Raw genomic sequence first — 23,196 nt, forward strand, 5'->3', positions numbered from 1 at the left:
GACGGCGGCGCCCGCCTGAAGACCGCCGGGCCGGGCGCGGCGGGCGCCCGGCCCCGGCCGCCCGGCACCCGCGTGCGCCTGCGCCCGACTGCACCCGAGCGGGTCGGCGTCTTCCCCGATCCCCGACACTGAGGCCGAGCCGCTCGAAACCGAGCCTGGAGAACCGACCATGCAACTGCACCGCCGCAGCCTCCTCGCTGGCGCCCTGACCCTCGGCGCCGCGCAGGCCTTCCCGGGCCTGTCCCGCGCGCAGGCGCGCAAGCTCGTCTTCGCGACCTTCACGGGCAGCTGGGAGGAGGCGCACCGGGCCGTGCTGGTGCCGGCCTTCCGCAAGAGCTCGGGCGGCGACGTCATCCTCGACCCGATGCTGTCGGTCGACCAGATCGCCAAGGTCCAGGCGGCCCGCGCCAACCCGCCGATCGACGTGATGCTGCACGATCCGGGGCCGGCCCTCACGGCCATCGCCCAGGACCTCGTCGAGCCCTACCCGGTAGCCCAGTCGGCCCATTACGGCGACCTGATCGCGGACGCGCAGGAGCCGATGGGCCCGGCGCCGTTCTTCCAGATCGTCGGCCTGACCTACAACCCCGAGAAGGTGAAGACGCCGCCGACCTCCTGGGCCGACCTGTGGAAGCCCGAGTACAGGGGCCGGGTCGGCATCACCAACCTGAATTCCACGCTCGGCACCGGCTTCCTCGTCGAGATCGCCCGGATGCACGGCGGCTCGGAGACCGACGTCGAGCCGGGGTTCAAGGCGCTGGAGGCGCTCAAGCCGAACCTCGCCGCCGTCGCCGCCAACCCGGGCGCCCTGGCGGCCCTCTACCAGCAGGAGCAGGTCGACATCGGGCCGGGCAATTTCAACGCGATCCAGATCCTGAAGGCCCGGGGGGTGCCGGTGGAGTTCGCCGCACCGAAGGAAGGCATCATCGCCTTCAAGACGACGATCCACATCGTCAAGAACACGCCGGTGAAGGAGCTGGCCTTCAAGCTGATCGAGGCCGCGCTGTCGCCGGAGGTGCAGGCCAAGCTGATGCAGAGCCCCTACCTGATCGTGCCGACCAACCGGAAGGTCGCGATCGAGGGCGAGGTCGCCAAGGTCCTGGCGAGGGACGCGGACGAGCTGAAGCGCAAGTCGGTGTTCCAGGACTGGACCGCGATCAACCGCGGCCGGCCGGCCTGGATCGAGCGCTTCAACCGCGAGATCCGGGTGTGAGCGCCGGCCCGGCCATTGCGGCGGGCCCGGTCGCGGCGCCCCTGCGCCCGGGCCGCGCCTGGACGGCGGCCTACGACATCCGCCTCGCGCTGCCGCTCGGGGCGTTCTTCCTCGTCTTCTTCCTGGCGCCGCTGGCGCTGCTGCTGCTCGTGAGCTTCTACGCCGATCCGGCCATGACCCGGTTCGGCCTCGACCAGTACGCCCGGTTCCTGCTCGACCCGTTCTCGCTGCGGGTGCTCGGCGCGACCCTGTGGCTCGGCCTCGAGGTCACGGCGCTGACCCTCCTGCTCGGCCTGCCGCTGGCGCTGCTCCTGACCTGGGCGCCCGGCCGGCTGCGCGGCCTGCTGACCCTGATCGTACTGCTGCCGCTGCTCACGAGCGTGGTGGTGCGGACCTTCGCGTGGATCGTGATCCTGGGGCGCCAGGGCATCGTCAACGCCGCGCTCCTCGGCCTCGGCCTCACCGACACGCCCCTGAAGCTTCTCTACACCGAGGGCGGCCTCGTCCTGGCGCTGGCGCAGGTGCAGCTGCCGCTGATGGTCCTGCCGCTGGTCACCGCCCTGTCGCGGATCGACCCGAACCTCGCCGACGCCTCGGCGGCGCTCGGGGCGGGGGCGTGGCGCACCTTCCTCCGGGTGACCCTGCCGCTCTGCCTGCCCGGCATCGTGGCGGGCTGCCTGCTGACCTTCGCGGCGGCGATCACCGCCTTCATCACCCAGTCGCTGATCGGCGGCGGGCAGATGCTGTTCATGCCCATGTACCTGTACCAGCAGGCCTCCTCGCTCAACAACTGGCCGTTCGCGGCGGCGATCGCGATCGTCTTCCTCGTGGCGGTCCTCGCCTGCGTCGCGCTCCTCAACCTCGCGGGCCGCCTGTCCGGCGGCCGCGCGCGCGCTGCCTGAGGCCACCGGGAGGTCACCATGCGGACGAGCCTGCGGCGCGATCTCGACTGGTTCAGCTTCCACGGCGCGGTGCTGCTGCTGGCCGGGCTCTGCCTCGTCCTGCTGGCGGCGCCGACCGTGATCGTCGTGGCGGTGTCGTTCACCAGCGGCTTCTCCCTGCGCTTCCCGCCGCCGGGCTACTCCCTGCGCTGGTACGCGGCGCTCGCGGAGGCCGAGCAGCTCCGGGCCGCCGCCTGGAACAGCCTCGTGGTGGCGGGCTGGACGACCCTGCTGTCGGTGGGGCTGGGCACCGCGGCGGCGCTCGCCATCGCGCGGTCGCGGCGGCTCTCCGCGCGCCTCCTCGACAGCCTGTTCCTGTCGCCCCTCGTCCTGCCGGCCCTGGCCTTCGGGCTCGCCGCCCTCATGCTGTTCAGCCTCGCCGGCATCCCGGTCTCGCCGCTGACCCTCGTGCTGGGCCACACCGTGGTCTGCGTGCCCTACGTGGTCCGGACCACCGTGGCGGCCCTGTCGCAGATGGACCCGGTGCTTCTCGAGAGCTCGACCTCCCTCGGCGCCTCGCGGCTCTACACGTTCCGCCGGGTGACCCTGCCGCTGATCCGGCCCGGGATCCTGGCCGGGGGCTTCATCGCCTTCATGGCGAGCTTCGACAACGTCCCGGTCTCGCTGTTCCTGCGCGACGCCGCCACCGACATGCTGCCGATCCGCATGTGGCAGGACCTTGAGGGCCGCCTCGACGTCACCGTGGCGGCGGCCTCCAGCCTGCTGATCCTCGTGACCGTGGTGCTCGCCGCCGTGATGGAGCGGGCCGCCGGCCTGTCCCGCCGGCTGGCGGGCTGACGCGCCCGGAGCCCTCGCATGCGCATCCTGCTCCTCAACCCCAACACCTCGGCGGCGATGACCGCGCGCATGGCGCGGGCCGCCGAGGCGGCGCTCGCCCCCGACGCGCGCATCACCGCGCTCACCGCCGCGACGGGCCTGCCCTACATCGCCGGCCGGGCCGAGGCGCAGCTCGCCGGCGCCGCCGTGCTGGAGACGCTCGCCGCCCACCATGCCGGCCACGACGCCGCGGTGATCGCCGCCTACGGCGATCCCGGTCTGGTCGCCGCGCGTGAGCTGTTCGACCTGCCGGTCGTCGGCATGGCCGAGGCCGCGATGCTGACCGCCTGCCAGCTCGGGGCGCGGTTCGCGGTCGTCACCTTCGCGCCCGCCCTTCTGCCCTGGTACGAGGACGCGGTGGCCCTGGCCGGGCTGTCGGCGCGCTGCGCCGGCCTTCACGCGGTGCGCAGGTCGTTCCAGGCCGTGACGGCGGCCTCGCGGTCTTCCTCCAGCCCGACCGCGGCCGCGACTCCGATCGCAAGGCCGGCTACCACGACCTCGACCGCGCCCCGACGCACGCCTACCTCGCCTTCCATCTGGGCCTGCGGCAGCATTTCGACGCCCTGGTGCAGCTCGGCACGCACGGCACCGCGGAGTGGCTGCCGGGCAAGGCCGTGGCGCTGTCGCCCGCCTGCTTCCCGGCACTCTGCGTCGGCGGCCTGCCGGTGATCTACCCGTTCATCGTCGACGACCCGGGCGAGGCCGCGCCGCTCAAGCGCCGCCTCGGCGGGGTCGCGCTCGGGCACCTGACGCCCGACACCGCCGTCCACGCGCCGACGCCCGAGGCGGCCCGCCTCCGCGAGCTGGTGGAGGAGTATGCCGCCGCCAGCGTGCTCGACCCCCGCCGCGCCGACCTCATCGCCCGCGCCATCCTGGAGGAGGCCGCGGCGGCCGGACTGCTGGACAGTGCCGGGATCGGCCCGGACACGCCGATGGACGAGGCGCTGACGCGGCTCGACGCGCATCTCTGCGATCTCGGCGAGACCGTCTTCCGGGACGGCCTGCACGTCTTCGCCCGCGCGCCGGACGGGGCCGCGGAGCCCGTCGCGGCGAGCGCCGATTCCGAGCGTGCCGGCCTGCTCGCGGCCCTCGACGGGCGGTTCGTCCGGCCCGGTCCCTCCGGCTCGCCGTCCCGCGGGCGGGCCGACGTGCTCCCGACCGGGCGCAACCTCGCGACCCTCGACCCGCGGGCCATCCCGAGCCGCGCCGCCGCGCTCCTCGGCGAGAGGGCCGCCGCCGCGGTGGTGACCCGCTACCTCCAGGACGAGGGGGCCTATCCGGCCCGGATCGTCATGGATCTCTGGGCTTCGCCGACCCTGCGTACCGGCGGGGAGGACGTGGCCCACGCCCTCGCCCTCATGGGCGTGCGGCCAATGTGGGACCATGCCAGCACCCGCGTCACCGGCTTCGAGATCCTGCCCCTCGCGATGCTGGACCGGCCGCGGATCGACGTCACCGTCCGCGTCTCCGGCGCGTTCCGCGACACTTTTCCCGACACGCTGGCGCTGCTCGACCGCGCCGCCCGCGCCGTGGCCGACCGGGACGAGGCCGACGACGAGAATCCCCTCGCGGCGGCGCGGCGGCGGGGCGACGCGTCGGTGCGCGTCTACGGGGCCGCGCCCGGGCGAGCGCGGCGCGCTGGCGGGCGGGGCGACCGCTCGGGCCCCTCGACGGCGTGCCGCTGACCGTCAAGGACAGCCTGAACGTCGCCGGGTTCGCGACCGGCTGGGGCAGCCGGCTCTACGCGGGGGAGGGGACGGGGCTGGCCGTCGACCGCGACGAGACGCCGGTGGCGCGCCTGCGCGCGGCCGGGGCGGTGATCCTGGGCAAGACCAACGTCCCGGAGCTGACCGTCCAGGGCTACACCGGCAACCCGGTCCACGGGGTCACCCGGAACCCGTGGGATCCGGCGCTGACGCCGGGGGGCTCCAGCGGCGGCGCCGTCGCGGCGGTGGCGTCCGGGATCGGGCCCCTGGCGGTCGGGACCGACGCGGGCGGCTCGATCCGCCGGCCCGCCTCGCATACCGGCCTCGTCGGCCTGAAGCCGACGGCCGGCCGGGTTCCGCGGACAGGCGGACTGCCGCCGATCATGCTCGACCTCGAGGTGGTCGGGCCGATGGCGCGCACCGTCGAGGACCTCGCGGCGGCGATGCGGGTCCTCGGGGCGGCCGACCCCGGTTCCGTCGCGCCGCACGGCTTCGGCCCGTTCGGGAGCGCCGTCATGCCGGAGCGCCCGCTGCGGATCCTGCACGTCCCGGCCTTCGGGACGGCCCCGGTCGATCCGGAGATCGCCGACAGCGTCGCCGAGGCGGCCGGGCGCCTCGCCGGCCTCGGCCACCGGGTCGAGACCGGCCGCTTCGACGCGGCGACGGCCATCACGGAGGCGTGGCCGGTCCTCGGCCAGGCGGGCATCGCGTGGCTGATGCGCGCGCATCCCGGCCGGCTCGGCGATCTGGGCCCCGACATCCGCGCCCTGGCAGAGGCCGGGGCGACCCTCTCGGCGGCCGACCTGTTCGACGTGCAGCGGATGGCCCTGGCGCTGCGCCGGGACCTCGCCGCCCTGTTCGCCGACCACGACCTGCTGATGACTCCCGCGGCGGCCGCGCTGCCCTGGCCGGCCGAGGACACCCATCCGCCGCGCATCGCCGGGGTGCCGGTGGGCTCCCGCGGCTCGGCGACCTTCACGGGCTTCGTCAACGCCGCGGGCTGCCCGGGAATCTCGATCCCCTGCCGCCCCTCGGGCGCCGGGCTTCCCATCGGGTTCCAGCTCGTGGCGCCCTGGGGCCGCGACGAGACCCTGGTGGCGATGGCGGCGGCCTACGAGGCGGCCCATCCCTGGCGGATGGTCTGGGAGGGCCGGGCCCCGTGACCGGCCTGTCGCTCCACGCCGTCGACGCCGCCACGGGCCGACCGGCCGAGGGGATGCGCGTGCGCATCCTGCGGGCCGGGGCGAAACGGCGGGTGATCGCCGAAGGTCGCCTCAGGGCGGACGGGACCCTCGACCATCCGGTCGTGCGGACGCGGCTCGCCGCCGGCCTCTACGAGGTCGTGTTCGACATCGGCGACTACGTCGGGGCCGCGGGGGAGGGGTTCCTGGAAGAGGCCGCGATCCGGTTCCGGCTCGACGACCCAGACCGCCACTGCCACCTGCCGCTGAAATTCACCGCCTTCGGCGTCGCGCTGTTCCGCGGCGTCTGAGCCGCCGGCCGCGTCGCTCCCGGACCCGGCCCGCGACAGCGCGGCCCGGCCGCCGCCCTCCCCGGCGAGGTGACCGGGGCCTCCGGAGAGCCTAGACTCGCCCCGATCGCGGCGCGCGCAGGAGGAAGCCGATGCGGGTTCAGGCGATGACGATCCCGGCCGCGGCCGGGCGGGCGACGCGCGGCGCCCCTCCGGCGCGCCTGCTGCTCGCCGCGCTGACGATCCTCGCGCTCCCGCTGGCCTTCGTGGCGGCCGCGCGGGTCCCCGCGGCGCCCGTCGATCCCGACCTCGTGCGGGTGATCCGGTTCATGGCGCTGCTGAAGGGTGGCTTCGCCCTGGCGGCGCTGGCCGGCTGCTTCTGGCGCCTCGGCCGGCCCGCCGGATGGCGCAGCGTCGTCTACGTGGCCGGACCGCCGCTCATGGCGCTCGGCGCGGCCGGCCTGTGGTCCCTGCGCGATCCCGGCTTGGCGGCGCTCGGTCTCCATCTCGGCCTGTTCGCGGTCCTCGCGGCGGCGCTGACCGACCGCGAGGCCCTGCCCGACCGGCTCCGCGCCGGGCGCCGTCAGATCGTCTCGTAGGCGAACAGGACCGAGATCAGCGTCAGGCCGATCAGCCCGATGACGAAGCAGATGTCGGCGCAGCGCTCCAGGCTGACCGAGAGGTCGCCGGCGTCGCCCAGGCGGATCGACAGGTAGGACGCGATCGCGCTGACCAGGAACAGGATCGCCGTCAGGGCGGCGGCCTCGTCGACGTGGCTCGGCCCGATCCAGCCCTCGGCGATCTTCACGAGGCCGATCAGCGTGGTGCAGACGCCCACCATCGTGCCGGCATTGGGGAGGATGTGGCGCGACAGGCTATCCTCGCCGGCCCCGGTGGCCTTCCGCCTTTCGGCCATGCGCTCCTCGTACAGCTCCGCGCCGGCCGATGGTCCCCTATACCGCGCCCGTGGAGGTTCGTCATGAAGCGCCCGCTCACCACCAACTTCTCCGCGCCGCCGCCGGAGCAGGCTCACCCGCCCGAGCCGGCGCCCGCGGCGGCGTCGTGGCGCGACGTCGCCCCGTTGGCGGCCGCCCTGATCGCCACCCTGGAGGCGATCGAGGCCGGGCCGAAGGCCGGTCCGGCGATGCGGGCGCACCGCTCCGCCATGCGCCGCCAGGGCGAGGCGGCCGCGGCGCTCGGCGGGTCCGAGGCGCTCGAGACCGTCCTCCATCAGGTCGCGGACGCCGACGCGGCCCGGGCCGAGCAGCGCCTCGCGCTCGTCCGTGAGGCCTGGGCAGGGCTGCCTGGGGGAGGGGCGTGAGGGTTCGTTCCCCGAGAGAGCGCGGCGCCGGCCGATCGGGGATCGCGCGCCGGGTCAGCGGATTCCGTGCGCCCTGATCGACACAGGTCTTCGATTCTGGCAGGTCTGACCCGCGTCACGCCGTTCCCGGTCTGGTCCGCTCAAACCGTGCGGCGCGCAGCCGGGCCGTCCGGCCCCGGCGCCTGCGTCGATCCAGTCAGAGAGCCGTTCGATGTCGCTGCCGCTGGTTTCCCTGATCGTGCCGACCCTGAACCGTGTCGAACTGCTGGCGCAGACCCTGAGCTCCGTCTCGACGCAGGATTACGGCAACCTCGAGCTGATCATCAGCGACAACGCCAGCACCGATGCCACGGGAAGCTTCCTGGGCCAGCTCCGGAACGATCGGCTCACGGTCCTCACCCGGTCGTTCACGCTGCCCATGGAAGCGAACGTGACCGACGCGGTCCAGCACGCGCGCGGCAAGTACATGCTGCTGCTGAGCGACGACGATCTCATCTCGAACACGTACGTTTCGACGATGGTGGCGGCGTTCGAGGCCGACGACGCGGTTCAGGTCGGGCTGGGGCGCAGGGTCCTGATCGACGGCGCGAGCCAGATCCTGCACCAGGCCGAGCCGCTCGCGGCGAAGGCCCAGGTCGAGGACGCGGAGTCGTGGCTGACGCGGTACTTCGCCAGTCCGACGGCCCACAACCAGATCAACACCGTGTTCTCGACCTTCTACCGGCGCCCCGCGTGGCTGGACGCCGGCGGTCAGCCGACGCTGTCGGGCTCCTACTTCTCCGACACGATCCCGTTCGTCGGCGTTCTCAACCGCGCGTCGAAGGTGTTCTACGCGCCCGAGGCCGTCTTCCTGTATCGGTTGCACCAGAATCAGGAGAGTCATCAGGCGACTTCGGCGGCGAAGCAGGCCTATGCGGGCATGTTCCAGTTCTTCGAGCAAGTGAAGCCGAAGCTCGGCGATCTTGCCCATTCGGACCCGCTCAAGTCCGCACTCATCCGGTATGTCCTGATGATGTTCTTCAACGCGTGCGGCCCGTTCGCCAAGGAGCAGAAGATCAGCGCGCCCGATCTGTACGGGTTCTTCTGGGACGCGCTGAGCCGCCACTCTCCCTCGGAGGCCGGCGCGGCGGGGACGGGGGATCGGGTCCAGATGCGGCCGGCGGATCCCGCCGTCGCGTGAGCCCCGATCGATGCCCAGCCAGTCCGGACCGTTGAGATGAGCCTCGAGCGCTATCGCGGCACCCGTGTCCTCGTCACGGGTCATACCGGCTTCAAGGGCGCGTGGCTCGTCGCCTGGCTGCTCGACCAGGGCGCCGACGTGATGGGCCTCGCCCTGCCGCCCCCGGCCGACAGGCCGAGCCTGTTCGGCGATCTCGCGCTCGCCGACCGGATGCAATCCGCCTTCGTAGACATCCGCGAGGCCGAGGCCGTGCGCGGAGCCGTCGCGGCGTTCCGTCCGGAGATCGTCTTCCACCTCGCGGCCCAGGCGCTGGTTCGGCGCTCCTACGCCGACCCGCTCGAGACCTTCGCGGTCAACGTCATGGGCACCGCCCACGTGCTGGAGGCGGCGCGCCACACCGACTCGGTCCGCGCGGTCGTCTGCGTGACCTCGGACAAGTGTTACGAGAACCGCGAGTGGGTCTGGGGCTACCGCGAGTCCGACCCGCTGGGCGGCAAGGACCCGTACAGCGCCAGCAAGGCCGCCGCGGAGATCGTGGCCGGCAGCTACCGGCAGGCCCTGATGCCGGGATCGCGCCTGCGCCTCGCCACCGCCCGGGGCGGCAACGTGATCGGAGGCGGCGACTGGTCCGAGGATCGGCTCGTGCCCGATCTCGTCCGCGCCATCCGGAGCCGCGCGCCGCTCGTGCTGCGGAACCCGGACGCGGTCAGGCCCTGGCAGCACGTGCTCGAACTTCTGCACGGCTACATGCTGCTCGGCGCGCGGCTCCTCGCCGCCGACGACGCGGCGGTCGGCGCCTGGAATTTCGGCCCGGCCCGCGCCAGCGAGGTCGCGGTGCGGCGGCTGATCGAGGAGGCGCTGGCCGCCTGGGGCGGCGACCCCATCCCGGTCCGCATCGAGCCCTCGGCCCTGCGCGAGGCCGGGATCCTCAAGCTCGACGCGGCCAAGGCGGAGGCGGCGCTGGGCTGGCGCCCCCGGCTCGGCTTCGCCCGCACGGTGCGCCTGACGATGGAGTGGTATCGCGACTACAGCGCGCGTCCCGCCGAAGCCCGGGCGCTCGTCGAGGCCCAGATCGCGGAGTATGGCCGGCTCGCCGCCGGCCGAGCAGACGAGGACAGCGCCTGACCATGCACGCACGTCGCCCCACCCTCCGCTCACGCCCCGCGGGCCGGAGAGATGGCCGGGGAAACGGCCGGTGAAGGCCGTGATCCTGGCGGGCGGCCTCGGCACGCGCCTGTCCGAGGAGACCGCCACGCGGCCCAAGCCGATGGTCGAGATCGGCGGCCGGCCGATCCTGTGGCACATCATGAAGGGCTACAGCCGCCACGGCATCAACGACTTCGTGATCTGCCTCGGATACAAGGGGTACATCATCAAGGAATACTTCGCGAACTACTTCCTCCACATGAGCGATGTGACGATGCACATCGCCGAGAACCGGATGGAGATTCACCGGAAGACCGCCGAGCCCTGGACCGTGACGCTGGTCGATACGGGCGACCAGAGCATGACGGGGGGCCGCCTGAGGCGCGTCCGGCATCACCTGGAGGGTGAGGAGATGTTCGCGCTCACCTACGGCGACGGCGTCAGCGACGTCGATATCACCGCGCAGATCGCCTTCCACCGCGCTCACGGCAAGCGCGCCACCGTCACGGCGGTGCGGCCCGACAAGCGCTTCGGCTATCTCGCCCTCGACGGCGATCGGGTCACGGCCTTCGAGGAGAAGCCCGACAACGAGGGCGGCTGGATCAACGGCGGCTTCTTCCTCCTCGCGCCGTCGGTGATCGACACGGTCGCGGGCGACGAGACGGTCTGGGAGCGCGAGCCCCTGGAGCGCCTGGCCCGGGAGGGCGACCTGCAGGCCTTCATCCACGACGGCTTCTGGCAGGCGATGGACACGCTCCGGGACAAGACGAACCTCGAGACACTCTGGGCGTCGGGACGGGCCCCGTGGAAGACGTGGTAGTGCCGCCGCCCTTCGGCCGCCTGCTCATCACCGGCGCGACCGGCTTCGTCGGCGGACGGCTGACCCGGGGCTTCGCCGAGGCCGGCATCGCCGTCGGCGCCCTGGTGCGGGCGGACTCCGACACCGCGGCCCTCGACCCGCGCGCGACGATCCTGCGCCACGACGGCGCGACGGACACGCTGCACGCCGCGATGCGCGCCTTCGCGCCTGAGGCGGTGATCCACGCCGCCACCCACTTCGTCGGCGTGCACGGGCCGGACCATGTGGCGCCGCTGATCCAGGCCAACCTTCTGTTCGGCACGCAGCTCCTCGACGCGATGGCGCGATGCGGGGTCCGGCACATGGTCAATTTCGGCACGATCTGGCAGCATTTCGCGGGTGATCGCTACGATCCGGCGACCCTGTACGCGGCGACCAAGCAGGCCTTCGAGGATATCGCGGCCTACTACGCCGAGGCGGAAGGCTTCACGATCCTGACCTTGAAGCTGCCAGACACCTACGGACCGGCGGATCGCCGCGGCAAGCTCGTCTCGGCCCTGCTCCAGGCCCAGCGGGAGGGGCGACGGCTCGACCTGTCCCCGGGCGAGCAGACTCTCAACCTGCTCCACGTCGACGACGTGCTGTCGGGGAGCCGCGCCGCGCTGGACAGGATCCGCGCGGCGCCCGCGCGCACGCGGGAATCCTTCGCGCTGCGCGGGCCCGAGACGCTGTCGCTGCGCGCGCTCGTGGCGCGGATCGAGCGACTCGGCGCGCGGCCCGTTCCGGTGGCCTGGGGGGCGCGGCCCTACCGGGCCCGGGAGGTGATGCGGCCCTGGATGGGGCCGCTCCTGCCCGGCTGGTCCGCCGCCGTCGGCCTGGATCGCGGCCTCACCGAACTCATGGCGGCGCAGTGATGTTCGAGATGCGGACCACCGACCTTCCGGGGGTGCTCCTCCTCCGCGCACCCGGCAGCCGCGATGCCCGCGGCAGCTTCCACAAACTGATGCACGCGCCGAGCCTCGCCGCGGCGGGGCTCCGGACCGATTTCGCCGAGGTCTACTGCTCCACCTCGGCGGGGGGCGTGATCCGCGGCATGCATTTCCAGGTGCCGCCCCACCAGCACGCGAAGCTCGTCTGGTGCCTGTCCGGCACGGTGACGGACGTCGTCCTCGACCTGCGCCGGGCCTCGCCCGGCTACGGCCGCGCCGTCGCCCTCGACCTCGACCTCGACGGGGCGGCGCCCGCCGGCGTCTACATACCGGAAGGCTGCGCCCACGGCTTCGCCGTGCGCTCCAGCGCGGCGACGCTGCTCTACCTGGTCACGTCGGTCCACGCCCCCGCCGCCGATGCCGGCATCCGCTGGGACAGCTTCGGGTTCGACTGGGGCATCGCGCACCCGACCCTGTCGGATCGGGATCGCCTGCATCCCGACCTCGACGCGTTCGCCACGCCGTTCTGAGCCGTGCGGCCGGTCAACGACAGGGGCACCGACAGGCGCTCCGGGAGGACCGCAGACGCGATTGCAGCAGGTCCCGGCGCCGATCGCAGTCTCACGCCCGGCCGATCCCGCGCTATAGCTGCCCGAGACCCGCGACCGGACAACAGTGTTTCGCCCCCATGACCGACGCCCTGCGCACCGAGATCCTGAACCTCGCCCGGGCGCATTTCGAGGCCCGGGGGAAGCCGGCCTTCGTGCCGGGCGAGACCTACATCCCGCCCTCCGGCAAGGTCATGGACGCGGAGGATTGCGCCCACCTCATCGACGCCTCCCTCGACATGTGGCTGACGGCGGGGCGCTACGCCGACCGGTTCGAGCGGGAACTCGCGGCGGCGTTCGGACGGAAGCAGTCGCGGCTGACCGTCTCGGGCTCGGCCGCCAACCTCCTGGCCTTCGCGGCGCTGACCTCGCCGAAGCACGGCGCGCGCCGCCTGCGGCCGGGCGACGAGGTGATCACCGTCGCGGCGGGCTTCCCGACCACCGTCGCGCCGATCGTGCAGCACGGCTGCGTGCCGGTCTTCGTCGACGTCGACGTCGAGACGCACAACGTCGATGTCGACCTGCTCGCGGCGGCGGTGACGCCGAAGACCCGCGCGGTGATGATCGCGCACTCGCTCGGCAACCCCTTCGACGTGGTCCGGGTGGCCGAGATCTGCCGCCGCCACGGCCTCTGGCTGGTGGAGGATTGCTGCGACGCGTTCGGCGCGACCATCGGCGGGCAGGGGGTCGGGACCTTCGGCGACGTCGCGACCCTGAGCTTCTATCCGGCCCACCACATCACCACCGGCGAGGGCGGCGCGGTGCTGATGGACAAGGGCCCGCTCGCCAAGATCGTCGAGTCGTTCCGGGACTGGGGGCGGGACTGCTACTGCAAGCCCGGCACTGACAACACCTGCGGCAACCGCTTCGGCTGGAAACTCGGTGACCTGCCCCGCGGCTACGATCACAAGTACACGTACTCCCACATCGGCTATAACCTGAAGGTCAGCGACATGCAGGCCGCCCTGGGGGTGAGCCAGCTGACCAAGCTCGAGCATTTCGTGGAACGCCGTCGCGCGAACTTCGCCGGTCTGGAGCGGCGCCTGCGGGAGCGCGGGCTCGACCGGCTCTTCCACCTGCCGCGGGCGACCCCGGGTTCGGAGCCGAGCTGGTTCGGCTATCTCCTGACGGTGCGGGACGGGGCCGCCATCGATCGGAACGCCCTCGTCGCGCGGCTGGAAGAGAGGCGCGTGGGGACCCGGCTGCTGTTCGCCGGCAACCTGACCCGGCAGCCCGCCTTCCGGGACGTGACCTACCGGGTGCACGCCGCGCTGACCCACACCGACAAGATCATGCGCGACAGCTTCTGGATCGGCGTCTGGCCCGGCCTGACGGACCCGATGCTCGACTACATGGCCGACACGCTCGCGGCGGTGATGCGGGAGCTCGGCGCCGGCTGACGGCCTCCTCCGGCCGCTGCGCCGCCGCAGGCTTGAGCGGACCGCGCGCGCGCACCACATCCACGGGTGCGACAGCGCGGGGCCGAGCATGTACGACCTCATCCACACCCTCCGCCTCTGGCTCTGGCGCCGCCAGGAGCGGGCCCTGGCGCGGGCGTGCCGGGTGTCCGGGACCAGCGACGGCGACTGGATCGCCGCCACCGTCGCGGCCTCCGCGACGAGCGCGGGCGCGCCGGTCTCGTATTCGAGCGGCGCCGGCCTGTAGCGGATCCCGTTCCGCCGGGTGCGGTCAGACCTCCGGGGAGGGTTCGGCGGCGGCGGCACCCGGCTCGGGCGCCGGGCCGGTGTCGAGGGTGCCGCTGTGGACCAGGGCGCCGGCCCAGGCTCCCGCGATGATCCGGACCTGCTCGATGGCCTCGGCGCGGGTGAAGGGCCTGTCGCCGCCCCCGGGCCGGCCCTCGTCCCAGTAGACGTAGCCGGTGCGCCGGCCGCCCGCATCCTCGACGCAGGCGGCGTTGTCGAGGACGCAGATCCGGAGCGGGAGCTTGAGGCCGAGTGTGGGCATAGGGCCCATATAGGACGCCGTTCCAGCGGGAAATCGGCCCGCCGGCCGCGCGGCGGTCCGCCTCAGGCCGGTCTCAGGTGGGTCTGGCCGCGTCGAGCGCCTGCTGCAGCTGCGTCACGACCTCGTCGCCCTTGGGCGGCGGCTCGGCCTCCTCGACCCGCCGGGCGACCTCCATGACGAGGTAGGTCACCGACGGCGGCCACGGCACGCCGTTATCCAGGAGCATCCGGGCAGCGCTCACCAGCATCCGGAACTGGTCCGGCGGGATCGTGGTCCCCGCCTCGTGCTGCGCGAGGATGTGGTCGGCGATCGCGGCCGCCAGTCCGGCGACTTCGGCCATCTTGTTGGGCGGATCACCAGCCGTCATGTCGGGTCACGCTCCGTCTGCGAAAGCACGGTGCGGAGCATCCGTCGCCTCTTCGGGGTCTCAGGCCGACACGGTTCCACAAGCAACCCTGGCGAGCAAGCCGTGCGGCCGCGGCACGCCTGCGTCGCCGTGGACGCCGCGGGATTCGGGGCCCTGCGAACGCGGCGCGCACGTCACGGCGGCCGCGAGGTACGCGTCGACCGCGGCGGCGGGAAGCCCGGGGCTGCGCCAGTTCATTCGCTGAAGGCGAGCGGCGTGGGGGCTTCGCCACCGGCCGCACGTCACTCCGAGCTGGGTGCACCTGCGGCTTCGCCGTGCTAGAACGGAAACAGAACAGACCACACGGACGAGCCGGGCACGCTCTGCGAGCGAGGCTTCCCCGCGAGGCCTGTGGACGCCTGTGGATGCGGCGCGAGAACCGACCTCCGCGGCGCTGCCTCGGGTAACCTGTGGGGTCTGTGGAGAACCTGTGACGAACCGGGGTGCGGGACGACGATGACGATGAGGACGGCGTTCGTGGTGCAGCCCTTCGAGGTGCACCGGAAGCGGCTGCGGCCGGCCCGGCAGGAGCCGGCGCAGACCGAGAGCGGGGCGGTGAAGAAGGCCGAGAACATGGCCAGGCGGATGCCGGGCGCGGCGGCGCTGAAGGTGGTGGCCGACGACGAGACCGGCGAGCTGGAGGGCGTCACGATCCTCGGCCAGTGGGGCGAGATCCCCGACGACTTCGCCGAGAGCCTGCAGGGCGCCTAGGCCACAGATCACCAGCGGGGCGGGAGTGCGCCATGTCGGCGGTTCGGCGGGTCGGGAACTTCCTTCAGGTGCAGGACGGCGACGGCTGCCGCCACCTGCTGCGCGTGACCAGTGTCCAGGCGCTGAGCGACACGGACCTGATGCGCAACGAGACCTTCATCACCGCGGCGGGCCGGACCATCCGGGTGACGCAGCCGCTCGACGAGATCGTGGACCTGGTGGCGCCGGGCGAACGGGCAGCGCAGGGGTCGGGGTCGGCTTCGGGGGCGCAGGATGAGCCGTGGCCGTTCTAGCCGCGGGAGATCATCCCGCGCGCCATCTCCAGCAGCAAGCGGCGGTCCGACAGGGTGAGCGCGCACCAGACGCGCAGCAATTCCCCCGTCATCTCGATCGTGGCGAACGCCTCGGATTCATCGAGAAAGGCGTCTTGCGGTGCTCCGAGTGCGTGCGCGATCTGCCGGAGCATCGATCTCTTGTCGTTCGGCCTGCTGTTTCCGCTCTCGAAGCCAGGATCCGCCAACGCAATCTCCGCCAGACGCACGGCAGCGTCGCGCCAAATCTAGATGATCTCTATAGCGCAATAATTCGATTTCTGCATCAACGAGTTCGAATTATATTTTACCGGTATAAAGCTACCAGCGATTCGAAATCGCGCAATGATCTCAGATTGACTGCCGAACCTGACAGAGAAGTGCCGATCAAAATTGGATGGTCCGCAACAGACTTGCCCGGCATCTGAGCTGAGCGCGGCGCTAGACCATCGCTCCAAGGCCACGAGCGATCCAGCGCCTTTGGTTCAACGCCGCGGTATTCACGGATCCGCACGGGCCGTCGCCCGCCGCGCCGCATCCGGCTGCCGGCGGAGGGACGGCCCACCGGTCCCGCCGCGATCGCGCACGGACCGGGGCAGATCTTCGGGACGGGGGCCGGCGGTCAGCTGCCGCCGCCGGCCTCGCCCCCCTTGCCGACCTGGGGAACGCCGCGCTCCGGCTGGCCGGCATTCCCGCCCGCCGCCGAATCCGTCGTGAGGGTCGCTGCCCCCGTCCCGGCGGGTGCGACGACGGCGGTGCTGCCCGGACCGCTGTTCTGGCTGCCGCCGGGAACGACGACGGTTCCGGGCGGCGTGCCCGGCGTCACCGCCTGGGGCGGCCCGGGCTGCCGGATCGGCGCGGGACCGGTGCCAGTCTGCGCCGATCCGGGCGACGCCGCGAACAGCGCGAAGATGGCGAAGAGGGCATGACGCATCATGTGCTCCTTGGCATCCCGGGGCCCTGACTGCGCCTCGCGCACGGGCCCCCGTGCCCGAACGCGGGAGGGCGGGCCGGGTTTCCGACGCCGTTCGCCGGCGTGCCCGGCTCCGCGTCCGGCTTCGTCCGGCGCGCAGGGCCTCGCGCGCGGCCGGAGCGCCGATGTCCGGACCGGCGCACGAAAAGGCCCCGCGCGGCGCTGCCGGCGGGGCTGAAGGCGGGTCTGCCTCGGGAGGATGCAGGGGCGTACGCTTAGCCGGCGTTGCGCCGCGGCTGCACTGGCGACACGACATGCCGGCCCCGCGGAATCGGCCGGTCGCGGCGGCGTTACGCTTGCATGTCGGGACAGTATCGCCCCGTGCGGCGGCCGGCCCGGACCGCGGCGCCGCGCTAACCCTCTGGCCATCCTTGGATAACCATAGCGACCGCCGGCTTGTGGACGCCGCGGCCGCGTCATCGACAGCGTCCCGCCGCTGTGGTGCTGATCGGCGGCGAGGAATCCCATGAAACACATCATCGTTCTGGCGATTGCGGCCACGGCCCTGACGGCCTGCAACGCGGCGAACCGGCCCGGCCGCGGCGAGCTCTTCATGAGCGAGGCGGACGTCGCCGCGAAGGACGACGCGATCTGCCGGGGCTACGGCGCCGAGCCGGGAACGCCGGAATACGTGCAGTGTCGGGGAACCCAGGACCAGCGGCGCGACGCGGCCCAGGCACCGCGCCGCAGCGGCTGAGCGGGTAGGCGGCCGCGCGACGACGGTACCTCGGGGACCAACGCCCCGCTCGCGCGTTGTCCGCGCGGACCGCCGACCCTGGAGCGCGTGATGCTCGCCCGATCCGCCCTGATGCTCATCCTCCTGACGTCGGGAGCGCAGGCCGCCGCCTTCGACGACCTGAAGGGCTACCTGGCATCCTGCCTGCGGTTCGAGATGGGCGGCGCCCAGGCCGAACGCGGCGGCCCGCTGTCGGCGAAGGTCCGCCGCGCCCTGGACCGGTGCTCCGACGACGTCGCGCGCCTCGAGCGGGCGGACGGGCGCCGGCTGCGCGGCGATGGCGGCATCAGCCCGTCGACCAAGGAGGTCGTCCGGAGCGTCGTGGGCGGTGGGGCCGACGGCGTCCGTACCGTCCGCTACTGAGTGCGCACGGTCTGCGCGGCGGGGCGATCGGGCGGCGATCATCGACCGTTAACCTTCCGGCCGCACCTCACGGATCCCGCCCGCGAGGAGATTCCAGTGCCGAAGCGCCTGACGATCACCGTCCCGCACGATCTCGGGACCGCCGAGGTGCGCCGCCGCATCGACCTGCACATGGACTGGGCGCTCCGCCGCCTGGAGGCGGAGAAGATCCGCGTCGAGGCCGAGGACTGGCTCGGCGATCGCCGCGCCTTCTCGGGCAGCGGTTACGGGCAGACGGCGCGCGTCGCGATCCAGGTGGCGGACGGCACGCTGGAGGTCGAGGCGCTGGTGCCCTGGATGGCCAGACTGTTCGCGCCCGTCATCGAGTCGGTCGGGCGCCACTACGTCGGGCGCCTCCTGTCCGACGAGGCCGCTTGACGCACGGCGCGGCCCACGGCCGCCCGCGCGGGATCCGGACGGCGATCGGTCCGTGGGCGTCCGGGGGCGGTTGTGGCCGGGTCGCGCCGGGGCTAAACGCGCCGGCTCGGTGGCGGCGCAGAGGCCCGTATGAGCGATGACGTGGCGGCCCTGCTCCTCGCGCTCGCGACCGAGAACGCCGAGCTCCGCCAGCAGCTCGCCACCGCGCAGGACATGCTGATGGAGACCGCCATCGATGCCGGCCACCTCCACGCCCGCATCGAGGCGATCCAGGCCGAGCGCGACGCGTGGCAGGCCGAGGCCGAGCGGCTGGCGCGACGCCCTCCGCGCACCGTGTGATCGGTCGCGCCACATTGTGCGCGGGCGCGTCGTGCGGGCGGCCGAACCCGAGATCGCGGCGTGGCCGGGGAGGGGCCACCTCGGATGGGCGCCGTTCGCCTTTCGACGGACGAACCGCATCGAAAGCCTGGGTTCCCGTCGGTCCGCAGCTCTGTGCAGTTTTGACGCACAGAATTTCGGCGGAAGGAGCGGCGGGTATGCCGATTACCGATGCGGATATTGGACCGGATNCAGGACGACCAGAACTTCTCCGGCAACCGCTTCCGCGACAGCTTCCGCACCGGCTGGGCCGCCGGCGGCGGCGTCGAGTACGCCCTGCCCACCGACTCCTTCCTGAACTTCTTCCGCTCCTCGGCCGTCACCCTCAAGGTCGAAGGCCTCTACGTCAGCCTCGACCGCCAGAAGAACTCCGCCGGCGGCGTCTTCTACGGCAACCTCCTGCCCCCGAACGGCACCGCCTACCTCAACGGCGCCGCCGCCAAGACCGAGTTCGCCGTCGTCCGCGCAGGCCTCAACTACAAGTTCGGCTCATACTGAGATCGGGCCGCGTCGCCCCCGGCTTCCGTGCCGGGAGACGCGGCGGCGGGCGAGGGGGCGCTGGTCCGCCCCATCGTCCGCCGCCGCCGAAGAGCGGCCATCCGGTTGGCCTTCGCATCCCCAGCCCGATCAAACTGGCCGCGAGGTCGGCAGCACCCCGGGAGCGCACGCTCCCGGGGTGTTCCTGCGTTCCGTCACGGAGTGCTGCGGCTCGGGGGAGGGGGGCCGCTACCAGTACCGGTTCGGCCAGCAGCGCCGCCCGCCGCGACCGAGGTGGAAGCCGCGCGGGCAGGCCCGACCGACATACCCGCCCCACTGGCCGCCGGCGCGGCATCCACCATACGGCCCGCGATGGCCGTAGGGCCCGCATCCGCCGTAGACGTGCTGGATCAGCCCGTCCTGCGCGGCGGGGAGCGGCACCCCCGCGACGGGCAGCGCCGAGGCCGGCGCGGCGATGCCGACAGTGAGTAGTGCCGCGGCGGCGAGTGACTTGAGCATCAACCCATCTCCAGGACTTGGCCGAGCCGATCTCCGTCGGCGCTGCCCGAATACCTGATCCGGCTGAAGGCTGCATGTCATGAACCGCATTGATTGGCCGTATCGCGAGAGCTTTCCTTTAAGCGCGGCCTCGATACTGCCGATCCACCCGCTCAGGCGCCCGCTCCGCCGGCGATACTGGTGTTCGCCGGACCTGTGGCCCGGTTCAGCCGCTCACTTGGGGAGAGCCGTCGCCGATCCGTCGCTCCGCGGCGATGCGGTATGCTGCTGGCTGCCTGTCTGCCAAGTCCGGTAACCCGCGATGGACCCGGCGAAGACGAGCCCCACGACGGCGAGCGCGATTATCGGAGGCTTGAGGTCGCGCCTTTCCCGTTCCCTGGATCCGCCCACGAAGCCTCCCCTTGGCTCGCCCCGAGTTGCCCGCGCGCCGGAGTGGATCGGTTCGCGTTCCTTATCTCCAAGGTCAATCAGGCGAACGGCGACAGGGATCCGGGGCAACGCCGCCGAACGGGGTTCGTCGTGGCGTGTCCATCGATCGCCGGTGCTTTGCCGTGGGGATCAGTGCCTTCTGCCTCGGATCAACCGGCGTAAGATGCTCGTCGGAAAGGAGCATTCACTCTAGACGCCAGCGCGCATCAAGAAATTCTACTTCTCCATTACGAGAATCGACATTTCTGAAGCGAAGCGCATTACGGCACTGCGCCCGACTTAAGAGTGATACTCAAATATATCGACGATTTGCGCACTATGCACTAAATTATACAGCTTGGCTTGTTCTGAAATAGATATCGAATGCAGGCCTTAGAAAAATTCTCCGGATCTTCAGCGACACATTTCCTGACGCAAGTCTCCATCTGCTTGCTGAAGAGCGCTCCATTTCTCCTAGCGATCCGCTCGAGAGCGGCGCGAAGATGGCGACGATCGCTGTGAGGGTGCTGTCACTGTGGATATTCGCTATGCACGAAATCGAAGCGAGACGGTTTCTGGATGAGGGAGCACGAGACATCAACACCGATTGACAAATCGAAGCCGGCCCCATCGGAACGACCACGGAATCAGATGGCTGCGAAACCCTTGTCGACGACTTGGCCCCGGCACAGGTCGCGGACGTCGGGCGGCCGGAGCGTCGCCCCGGCCGCCGCGTCGATCTCGGGGCCGAGACTCAGCGCAGGAGCTGGAGGACGCCCTGCTGGGCGGAGTTGGCCAGCGACAGGGCCGAGATGCCCATCGACTGGCGGGTCGACAGCGCCTGCGAGTTCGCCGCCTCCTGGTTCAGGTCGGCGTTGGTCAGGTTGGCCGAGCCCGTCTGCAGCACGTTGATCAGCTGCTTGGAGAAGTCCTGGCGGTTCTGAACCACCGACAGGTTCGAGCCCAGGGCGCTCGCCGCGGAGTTCAGGGTCGCGCCCGCCGTGGTCAGGACAGCCAGGGTCTTGTTGACGTCCGCGTTCAGCAGGAAGTTGCCGAGGCCGTTCTGGCTGGTCGAGCTGTTCGAGTTGGTGATCGACGACAGGCCCAGGCCGTTCGAGGTCGCGTCGACCGAGGCGACGTTGAGGTTCGAGCTGCCGGTGTCGTTGAACTTGATGTTCATGTCATTGCCCTTGCCGGCAATGAGGTTGACGCCGTTGTAGCTGGCGTCGCTGGCGAGCTGGGTGATCTGGTTGAGCAGGTTGTTGTACTGGCTCGCCAGCGAGGCGCGCTGGGCCGTGCCCGAGATCGACAGGTCGCTGGACACGACGGTGCTGGCGGCGGTGCCGTAGGTCGAGGCGGTGGTGCCCGAGGCGGTGAAGCCCAGCGCCGTCTGGCTGCCGGAGTTCTGGAATTCGACGTCGGCCTGGGCGTTCAGGACGATCTTGGTGCCGGTGCTGTCGACCGAGAAGATCGCGCCGGCGCCGAAGGCGCCGCCGGACGAGGTCGAGGCCGAGCTGACCGCGGCGTTGAGGGCGGCGACCGCCGCGTTGACGCTCGAGGAGGCGGCGAAGTTCGCCGATACCGAGCTGCCGTTGATGGTGAGCAGAACCGTGGAGGAGGCGGTGCTGCTCGTGGTCGGGAACGCGTTGGCGGCGGTGCCCGTGGTGGAGAGCTGGGTCGAGAGCGCCTGGTTGGCGATCGACTTGGCCTGGCTGACCAGCTTCTGGATCGAGGTGATGCCCTGGTTGGCGGCCTGGATCGACTGGATGCCGTTGGAGATGCCGTCGAGGAGGGTGTTCAGGCTCGAGGAGCGGCCGTCGAGGGCCTGGGAGGTGAAGAAGTTGGTCGGGTTGTCGAGGGCGGAATTGACCGTCTTGCCGGTCGCGAGCCGGTTCTGGGTGGTCGCCATCAACTGGGCGGTATCCTGCAGCGAGAGCAGGTTCTGACGCGTCGCGGCCGACAGGGTGATGGAGGACATGGGGCGTTAACTTTCTGGCTGGTTTCACCGATTCGCGGTGAAAACATTAACCAGGACCGTGCGTTTAGCCTGAGTTAACTGTGGACACATTGGGAAAACATATTGCGCACCGAAAATGGGAGATCAGCAGAATAGGCGCGGACCAATTCCATCTCAGGTACGCGCGTACGTCTCAGTCTCTCACCGATGGTTGCATGATCGACAATTCTGGGCCGGCCACGGCGCGGCGGACACTGACCGATGCCGACGCGAACACGCTGTCGAGCGCGCCAGAGCCCAGACGACCAAGGTGGCGTCTCGGCGCCGGATCCAGCCTTCAGCGGTCGTCGACAGGGCCGATCGTCAGCATGAGTCGCGGGCCGGGGTCCGATCCCCGATGGCTGGAACAGGCGTAGGCACGAGCCGAAGACCGCCGCGAGCGCCTGAGGCCTCGCTACGCCCGCTCGACGCTGGTGTCTCTAATCCCGTCCGCGCAGTGCGGCGCGACGTCTTCGTCTATGGCTGAGCCGAGATCGACAGAGGCATCGTCGGATCGCCGCACGGCGCTCACGGCGTCGACTCTGGAGATAACGCACGCCGCTTCAATCTCTCTATGACCAGCCAAGGCATGGAACCTTGGCACAGCGAACGAAAAGCCTGTTGCCCGCATCAACGGGCCTCGCTTCCCTCGGTCTACCGCTTGATCACCGCCCTGATCATCGTCAGTCCGGCGCACAGTCCCAAAACGCTTATGCAGACTCTGCATATCTGGCGTGAGGCATGTGGTATACCAATGCGGTGCGTGCGGTGCGATATCGTTTCTAACGCACCGCACAACAGGACGCTCCCCGTGACCCTCTCCACTGCCCTCGCGCTCCTCCCCTTCGCCGCGATCGCCAACTTCGCGCTCGTCGTGGCGCTGGCTGATCACTTCGACGCTGACCAGCCGGCCGCGAGCTTCACCGATTCGGTGCCGACGCTGGCCTGAGCCAAGCCGGGTCGATCGCAGGCGGCCGAGCCTCAGGAGCACCCGGATCTAAGTTGGCCCGGACAGCGAGCCTCCGGGGCGCGTGCGGCGGCCTGCTCGGCCGTCGCCAAGCGCGGTCCTGGGGCGCCCAACGACTTCGGGGCCGCGTGAGAGCCGCTCTCACGGCAGTGACGCCATCGCATCTCGATCTCGCTCCGCGCGTCGGACAGCGACGATCACTTGGTCACGCTGAAGCACCCGTCGGACGGGCGACCCCTTTTGAGAGGCGGCGGCGGGGCGGCTCTCGGGAACGGCGACAGCGACCTGCGTCTGCCGGAAATCGCCCACGCCGATCCGGGAGCCCGGGACCTGCGCGACCACAGGCCGCAGCGCGACGCGCGAGAGGACGAAAGCGTCCGCCCGACCGGGACGCAAGCGGGCGGTGGCCTCTGGCCAC

At 71.5% G+C, this 23,196-nt stretch carries 28 protein-coding genes and 3 pseudogenes; 24 read left to right on the forward strand and 7 right to left on the reverse strand.

Going from position 1 to position 23,196, the window contains the following annotated elements; all coding sequences use genetic code 11:
- The first annotated feature begins 169 nt into the window (after window positions 1-169).
- The 8 genes and pseudogenes from MMR14E_RS11200 to MMR14E_RS11235 all read left to right on the forward strand — a co-directional run bounded on the left by MMR14E_RS11200 (window position 170) and on the right by MMR14E_RS11235 (window position 6,767).
- On the forward strand, window positions 170-1,213 hold the full coding sequence (locus MMR14E_RS11200) for an ABC transporter substrate-binding protein (RefSeq protein WP_331314261.1): 1,044 nt from the start codon (window positions 170-172) through the stop codon (window positions 1,211-1,213).
- On the forward strand, window positions 1,210-2,115 hold the full coding sequence (locus tag MMR14E_RS11205; protein WP_419539331.1) for an ABC transporter permease: 906 nt from the start codon (window positions 1,210-1,212) through the stop codon (window positions 2,113-2,115). The genes MMR14E_RS11200 and MMR14E_RS11205 overlap by 4 nt, the downstream gene beginning before the upstream one ends.
- 18 nt (window positions 2,116-2,133) lie before the next feature.
- Window positions 2,134-2,952 (forward strand): ABC transporter permease, encoded by an 819-nt coding sequence (locus MMR14E_RS11210; RefSeq protein ID WP_331314263.1) that lies wholly within the window; start codon window positions 2,134-2,136, stop codon window positions 2,950-2,952.
- Between the two features lie 18 nt (window positions 2,953-2,970).
- Window positions 2,971-3,420 (forward strand): annotated as a pseudogene (locus MMR14E_RS11215) (aspartate/glutamate racemase family protein); the annotation flags it as partial.
- Window positions 3,414-4,619 (forward strand): annotated as a pseudogene (locus tag MMR14E_RS11220) (cobaltochelatase subunit CobN); the annotation flags it as partial. The pseudogenes MMR14E_RS11215 and MMR14E_RS11220, both read left to right, overlap by 7 nt.
- Window positions 4,620-4,666: 47 nt before the next feature.
- Window positions 4,667-5,860 carry an amidase gene (locus MMR14E_RS11225; RefSeq protein WP_331314264.1) on the forward strand — a complete coding sequence of 398 codons (1,194 nt, stop codon included), beginning with the start codon at window positions 4,667-4,669 and terminating at the stop codon, window positions 5,858-5,860.
- Window positions 5,857-6,189: a hydroxyisourate hydrolase gene (locus MMR14E_RS11230; RefSeq protein ID WP_331314265.1), complete on the forward strand. Its 333-nt coding sequence runs from the start codon at window positions 5,857-5,859 to the stop codon at window positions 6,187-6,189. Before MMR14E_RS11225 ends, MMR14E_RS11230 begins: the two co-directional genes overlap by 4 nt.
- A gap of 131 nt (window positions 6,190-6,320) precedes the next feature.
- Window positions 6,321-6,767, forward strand: a complete 447-nt coding sequence (locus MMR14E_RS11235) for a hypothetical protein (protein WP_331314267.1) — start codon at window positions 6,321-6,323, stop codon at window positions 6,765-6,767.
- Here MMR14E_RS11235 and MMR14E_RS11240 read toward each other — a convergent pair.
- Window positions 6,752-7,084 carry a hypothetical protein gene (locus MMR14E_RS11240; RefSeq protein WP_331314269.1) on the reverse strand — a complete coding sequence of 111 codons (333 nt, stop codon included), beginning with the start codon at window positions 7,082-7,084 and terminating at the stop codon, window positions 6,752-6,754. The two genes, MMR14E_RS11235 and MMR14E_RS11240, sit on opposite strands and share 16 nt — an antisense overlap.
- Window positions 7,085-7,147: 63 nt before the next feature.
- Between MMR14E_RS11240 and MMR14E_RS11245 the strand changes: the two genes are divergently transcribed.
- The 8 genes from MMR14E_RS11245 to MMR14E_RS11280 all read left to right on the forward strand — a co-directional run bounded on the left by MMR14E_RS11245 (window position 7,148) and on the right by MMR14E_RS11280 (window position 13,816).
- Window positions 7,148-7,489: a hypothetical protein gene (locus tag MMR14E_RS11245; protein WP_331314270.1), complete on the forward strand. Its 342-nt coding sequence runs from the start codon at window positions 7,148-7,150 to the stop codon at window positions 7,487-7,489.
- Between the two features lie 211 nt (window positions 7,490-7,700).
- A complete protein-coding gene (locus tag MMR14E_RS11250; protein WP_331314272.1) occupies window positions 7,701-8,669 on the forward strand; it encodes a glycosyltransferase family 2 protein in 969 nt (322 codons plus the stop codon).
- A gap of 36 nt (window positions 8,670-8,705) precedes the next feature.
- Window positions 8,706-9,794 carry a CDP-glucose 4,6-dehydratase gene (gene rfbG, locus MMR14E_RS11255; protein WP_331314273.1) on the forward strand — a complete coding sequence of 363 codons (1,089 nt, stop codon included), beginning with the start codon at window positions 8,706-8,708 and terminating at the stop codon, window positions 9,792-9,794.
- A gap of 70 nt (window positions 9,795-9,864) precedes the next feature.
- Complete coding sequence (gene rfbF, locus MMR14E_RS11260; RefSeq protein ID WP_331314275.1) at window positions 9,865-10,635, forward strand: glucose-1-phosphate cytidylyltransferase; 771 nt, start codon at window positions 9,865-9,867, stop codon at window positions 10,633-10,635.
- On the forward strand, window positions 10,620-11,528 hold the full coding sequence (locus tag MMR14E_RS11265) for an NAD(P)-dependent oxidoreductase (RefSeq protein ID WP_331314278.1): 909 nt from the start codon (window positions 10,620-10,622) through the stop codon (window positions 11,526-11,528). The genes rfbF and MMR14E_RS11265 overlap by 16 nt, the downstream gene beginning before the upstream one ends.
- On the forward strand, window positions 11,528-12,073 hold the full coding sequence (locus MMR14E_RS11270) for a dTDP-4-dehydrorhamnose 3,5-epimerase family protein (RefSeq protein ID WP_331314279.1): 546 nt from the start codon (window positions 11,528-11,530) through the stop codon (window positions 12,071-12,073). The genes MMR14E_RS11265 and MMR14E_RS11270 overlap by 1 nt, the downstream gene beginning before the upstream one ends.
- Before the next feature lie 158 nt (window positions 12,074-12,231).
- Window positions 12,232-13,551: a lipopolysaccharide biosynthesis protein RfbH gene (gene rfbH, locus MMR14E_RS11275; protein ID WP_331314280.1), complete on the forward strand. Its 1,320-nt coding sequence runs from the start codon at window positions 12,232-12,234 to the stop codon at window positions 13,549-13,551.
- 88 nt (window positions 13,552-13,639) lie between these two features.
- Window positions 13,640-13,816: a hypothetical protein gene (locus MMR14E_RS11280; protein ID WP_331314281.1), complete on the forward strand. Its 177-nt coding sequence runs from the start codon at window positions 13,640-13,642 to the stop codon at window positions 13,814-13,816.
- Window positions 13,817-13,840: 24 nt separating this feature from the next.
- Here MMR14E_RS11280 and MMR14E_RS11285 read toward each other — a convergent pair whose 3' ends face one another.
- Together MMR14E_RS11285 and MMR14E_RS11290 are read right to left on the reverse strand one after the other, a co-directional pair.
- Window positions 13,841-14,116, reverse strand: a complete 276-nt coding sequence (locus tag MMR14E_RS11285) for a hypothetical protein (RefSeq protein WP_331314282.1) — start codon at window positions 14,114-14,116, stop codon at window positions 13,841-13,843.
- Between the two features lie 73 nt (window positions 14,117-14,189).
- A complete protein-coding gene (locus MMR14E_RS11290) occupies window positions 14,190-14,483 on the reverse strand; it encodes a hypothetical protein (RefSeq protein ID WP_331314283.1) in 294 nt (97 codons plus the stop codon).
- 495 nt (window positions 14,484-14,978) lie between these two features.
- On the opposite strand from MMR14E_RS11290, the gene MMR14E_RS11295 reads away from it, so the two are divergent.
- Together MMR14E_RS11295 and MMR14E_RS11300 are read left to right on the forward strand one after the other, a co-directional pair.
- Entirely contained in the window at window positions 14,979-15,233 is a 255-nt protein-coding gene (locus MMR14E_RS11295) for a hypothetical protein (protein ID WP_331314284.1), read from the forward strand.
- Between the two features lie 32 nt (window positions 15,234-15,265).
- Entirely contained in the window at window positions 15,266-15,526 is a 261-nt protein-coding gene (locus MMR14E_RS11300; RefSeq protein ID WP_331314285.1) for a hypothetical protein, read from the forward strand.
- Here MMR14E_RS11300 and MMR14E_RS11305 read toward each other — a convergent pair.
- Together MMR14E_RS11305 and MMR14E_RS11310 are read right to left on the reverse strand one after the other, a co-directional pair.
- Window positions 15,523-15,699, reverse strand: coding sequence for a hypothetical protein (locus MMR14E_RS11305; RefSeq protein WP_331314287.1), 177 nt, complete (start codon window positions 15,697-15,699; stop codon window positions 15,523-15,525). The genes MMR14E_RS11300 and MMR14E_RS11305 overlap by 4 nt on opposite strands.
- 467 nt (window positions 15,700-16,166) lie before the next feature.
- Entirely contained in the window at window positions 16,167-16,481 is a 315-nt protein-coding gene (locus tag MMR14E_RS11310; protein WP_331314289.1) for a hypothetical protein, read from the reverse strand.
- Between the two features lie 502 nt (window positions 16,482-16,983).
- Here MMR14E_RS11310 and MMR14E_RS11315 point away from each other — a divergent pair.
- From MMR14E_RS11315 to MMR14E_RS11335, 5 genes and pseudogenes are all read left to right on the forward strand, one after another.
- The gene (locus MMR14E_RS11315) at window positions 16,984-17,214 is read left to right on the forward strand and encodes a hypothetical protein (RefSeq protein WP_020094727.1); all 231 of its coding nucleotides are present in this window, start codon (window positions 16,984-16,986) and stop codon (window positions 17,212-17,214) included.
- Window positions 17,215-17,304: 90 nt separating this feature from the next.
- A complete protein-coding gene (locus MMR14E_RS11320) occupies window positions 17,305-17,616 on the forward strand; it encodes a hypothetical protein (RefSeq protein ID WP_331314291.1) in 312 nt (103 codons plus the stop codon).
- Window positions 17,617-17,712: 96 nt separating this feature from the next.
- Window positions 17,713-18,033, forward strand: a complete 321-nt coding sequence (locus MMR14E_RS11325) for a polyhydroxyalkanoic acid system family protein (protein WP_331314292.1) — start codon at window positions 17,713-17,715, stop codon at window positions 18,031-18,033.
- Between the two features lie 129 nt (window positions 18,034-18,162).
- The gene (locus MMR14E_RS11330; protein WP_331314293.1) at window positions 18,163-18,372 is read left to right on the forward strand and encodes a hypothetical protein; all 210 of its coding nucleotides are present in this window, start codon (window positions 18,163-18,165) and stop codon (window positions 18,370-18,372) included.
- A 261-nt stretch (window positions 18,373-18,633) separates the two neighbouring features.
- Window positions 18,634-18,909: pseudogene (locus tag MMR14E_RS11335) on the forward strand (outer membrane protein); the annotation flags it as partial.
- Between the two features lie 228 nt (window positions 18,910-19,137).
- Here the strand turns inward: MMR14E_RS11335 and MMR14E_RS11340 are convergent.
- Window positions 19,138-19,407, reverse strand: coding sequence for a GCG_CRPN prefix-to-repeats domain-containing protein (locus MMR14E_RS11340; RefSeq protein WP_331314295.1), 270 nt, complete (start codon window positions 19,405-19,407; stop codon window positions 19,138-19,140).
- Between the two features lie 1,162 nt (window positions 19,408-20,569).
- Window positions 20,570-21,793, reverse strand: coding sequence for a flagellin (locus MMR14E_RS11345; RefSeq protein ID WP_331314296.1), 1,224 nt, complete (start codon window positions 21,791-21,793; stop codon window positions 20,570-20,572).
- 829 nt (window positions 21,794-22,622) lie between these two features.
- Between MMR14E_RS11345 and MMR14E_RS11350 the strand changes: the two genes are divergently transcribed.
- Complete coding sequence (locus MMR14E_RS11350; RefSeq protein WP_331314298.1) at window positions 22,623-22,760, forward strand: hypothetical protein; 138 nt, start codon at window positions 22,623-22,625, stop codon at window positions 22,758-22,760.
- Window positions 22,761-23,196 lie beyond the last annotated feature (436 nt).

Origin of the sequence: Methylobacterium mesophilicum, from assembly GCF_036441335.1 — a bacterium.
In the GTDB taxonomy this organism is placed as follows: Bacteria; Pseudomonadota; Alphaproteobacteria; order Rhizobiales; family Beijerinckiaceae; genus Methylobacterium; species Methylobacterium mesophilicum_B.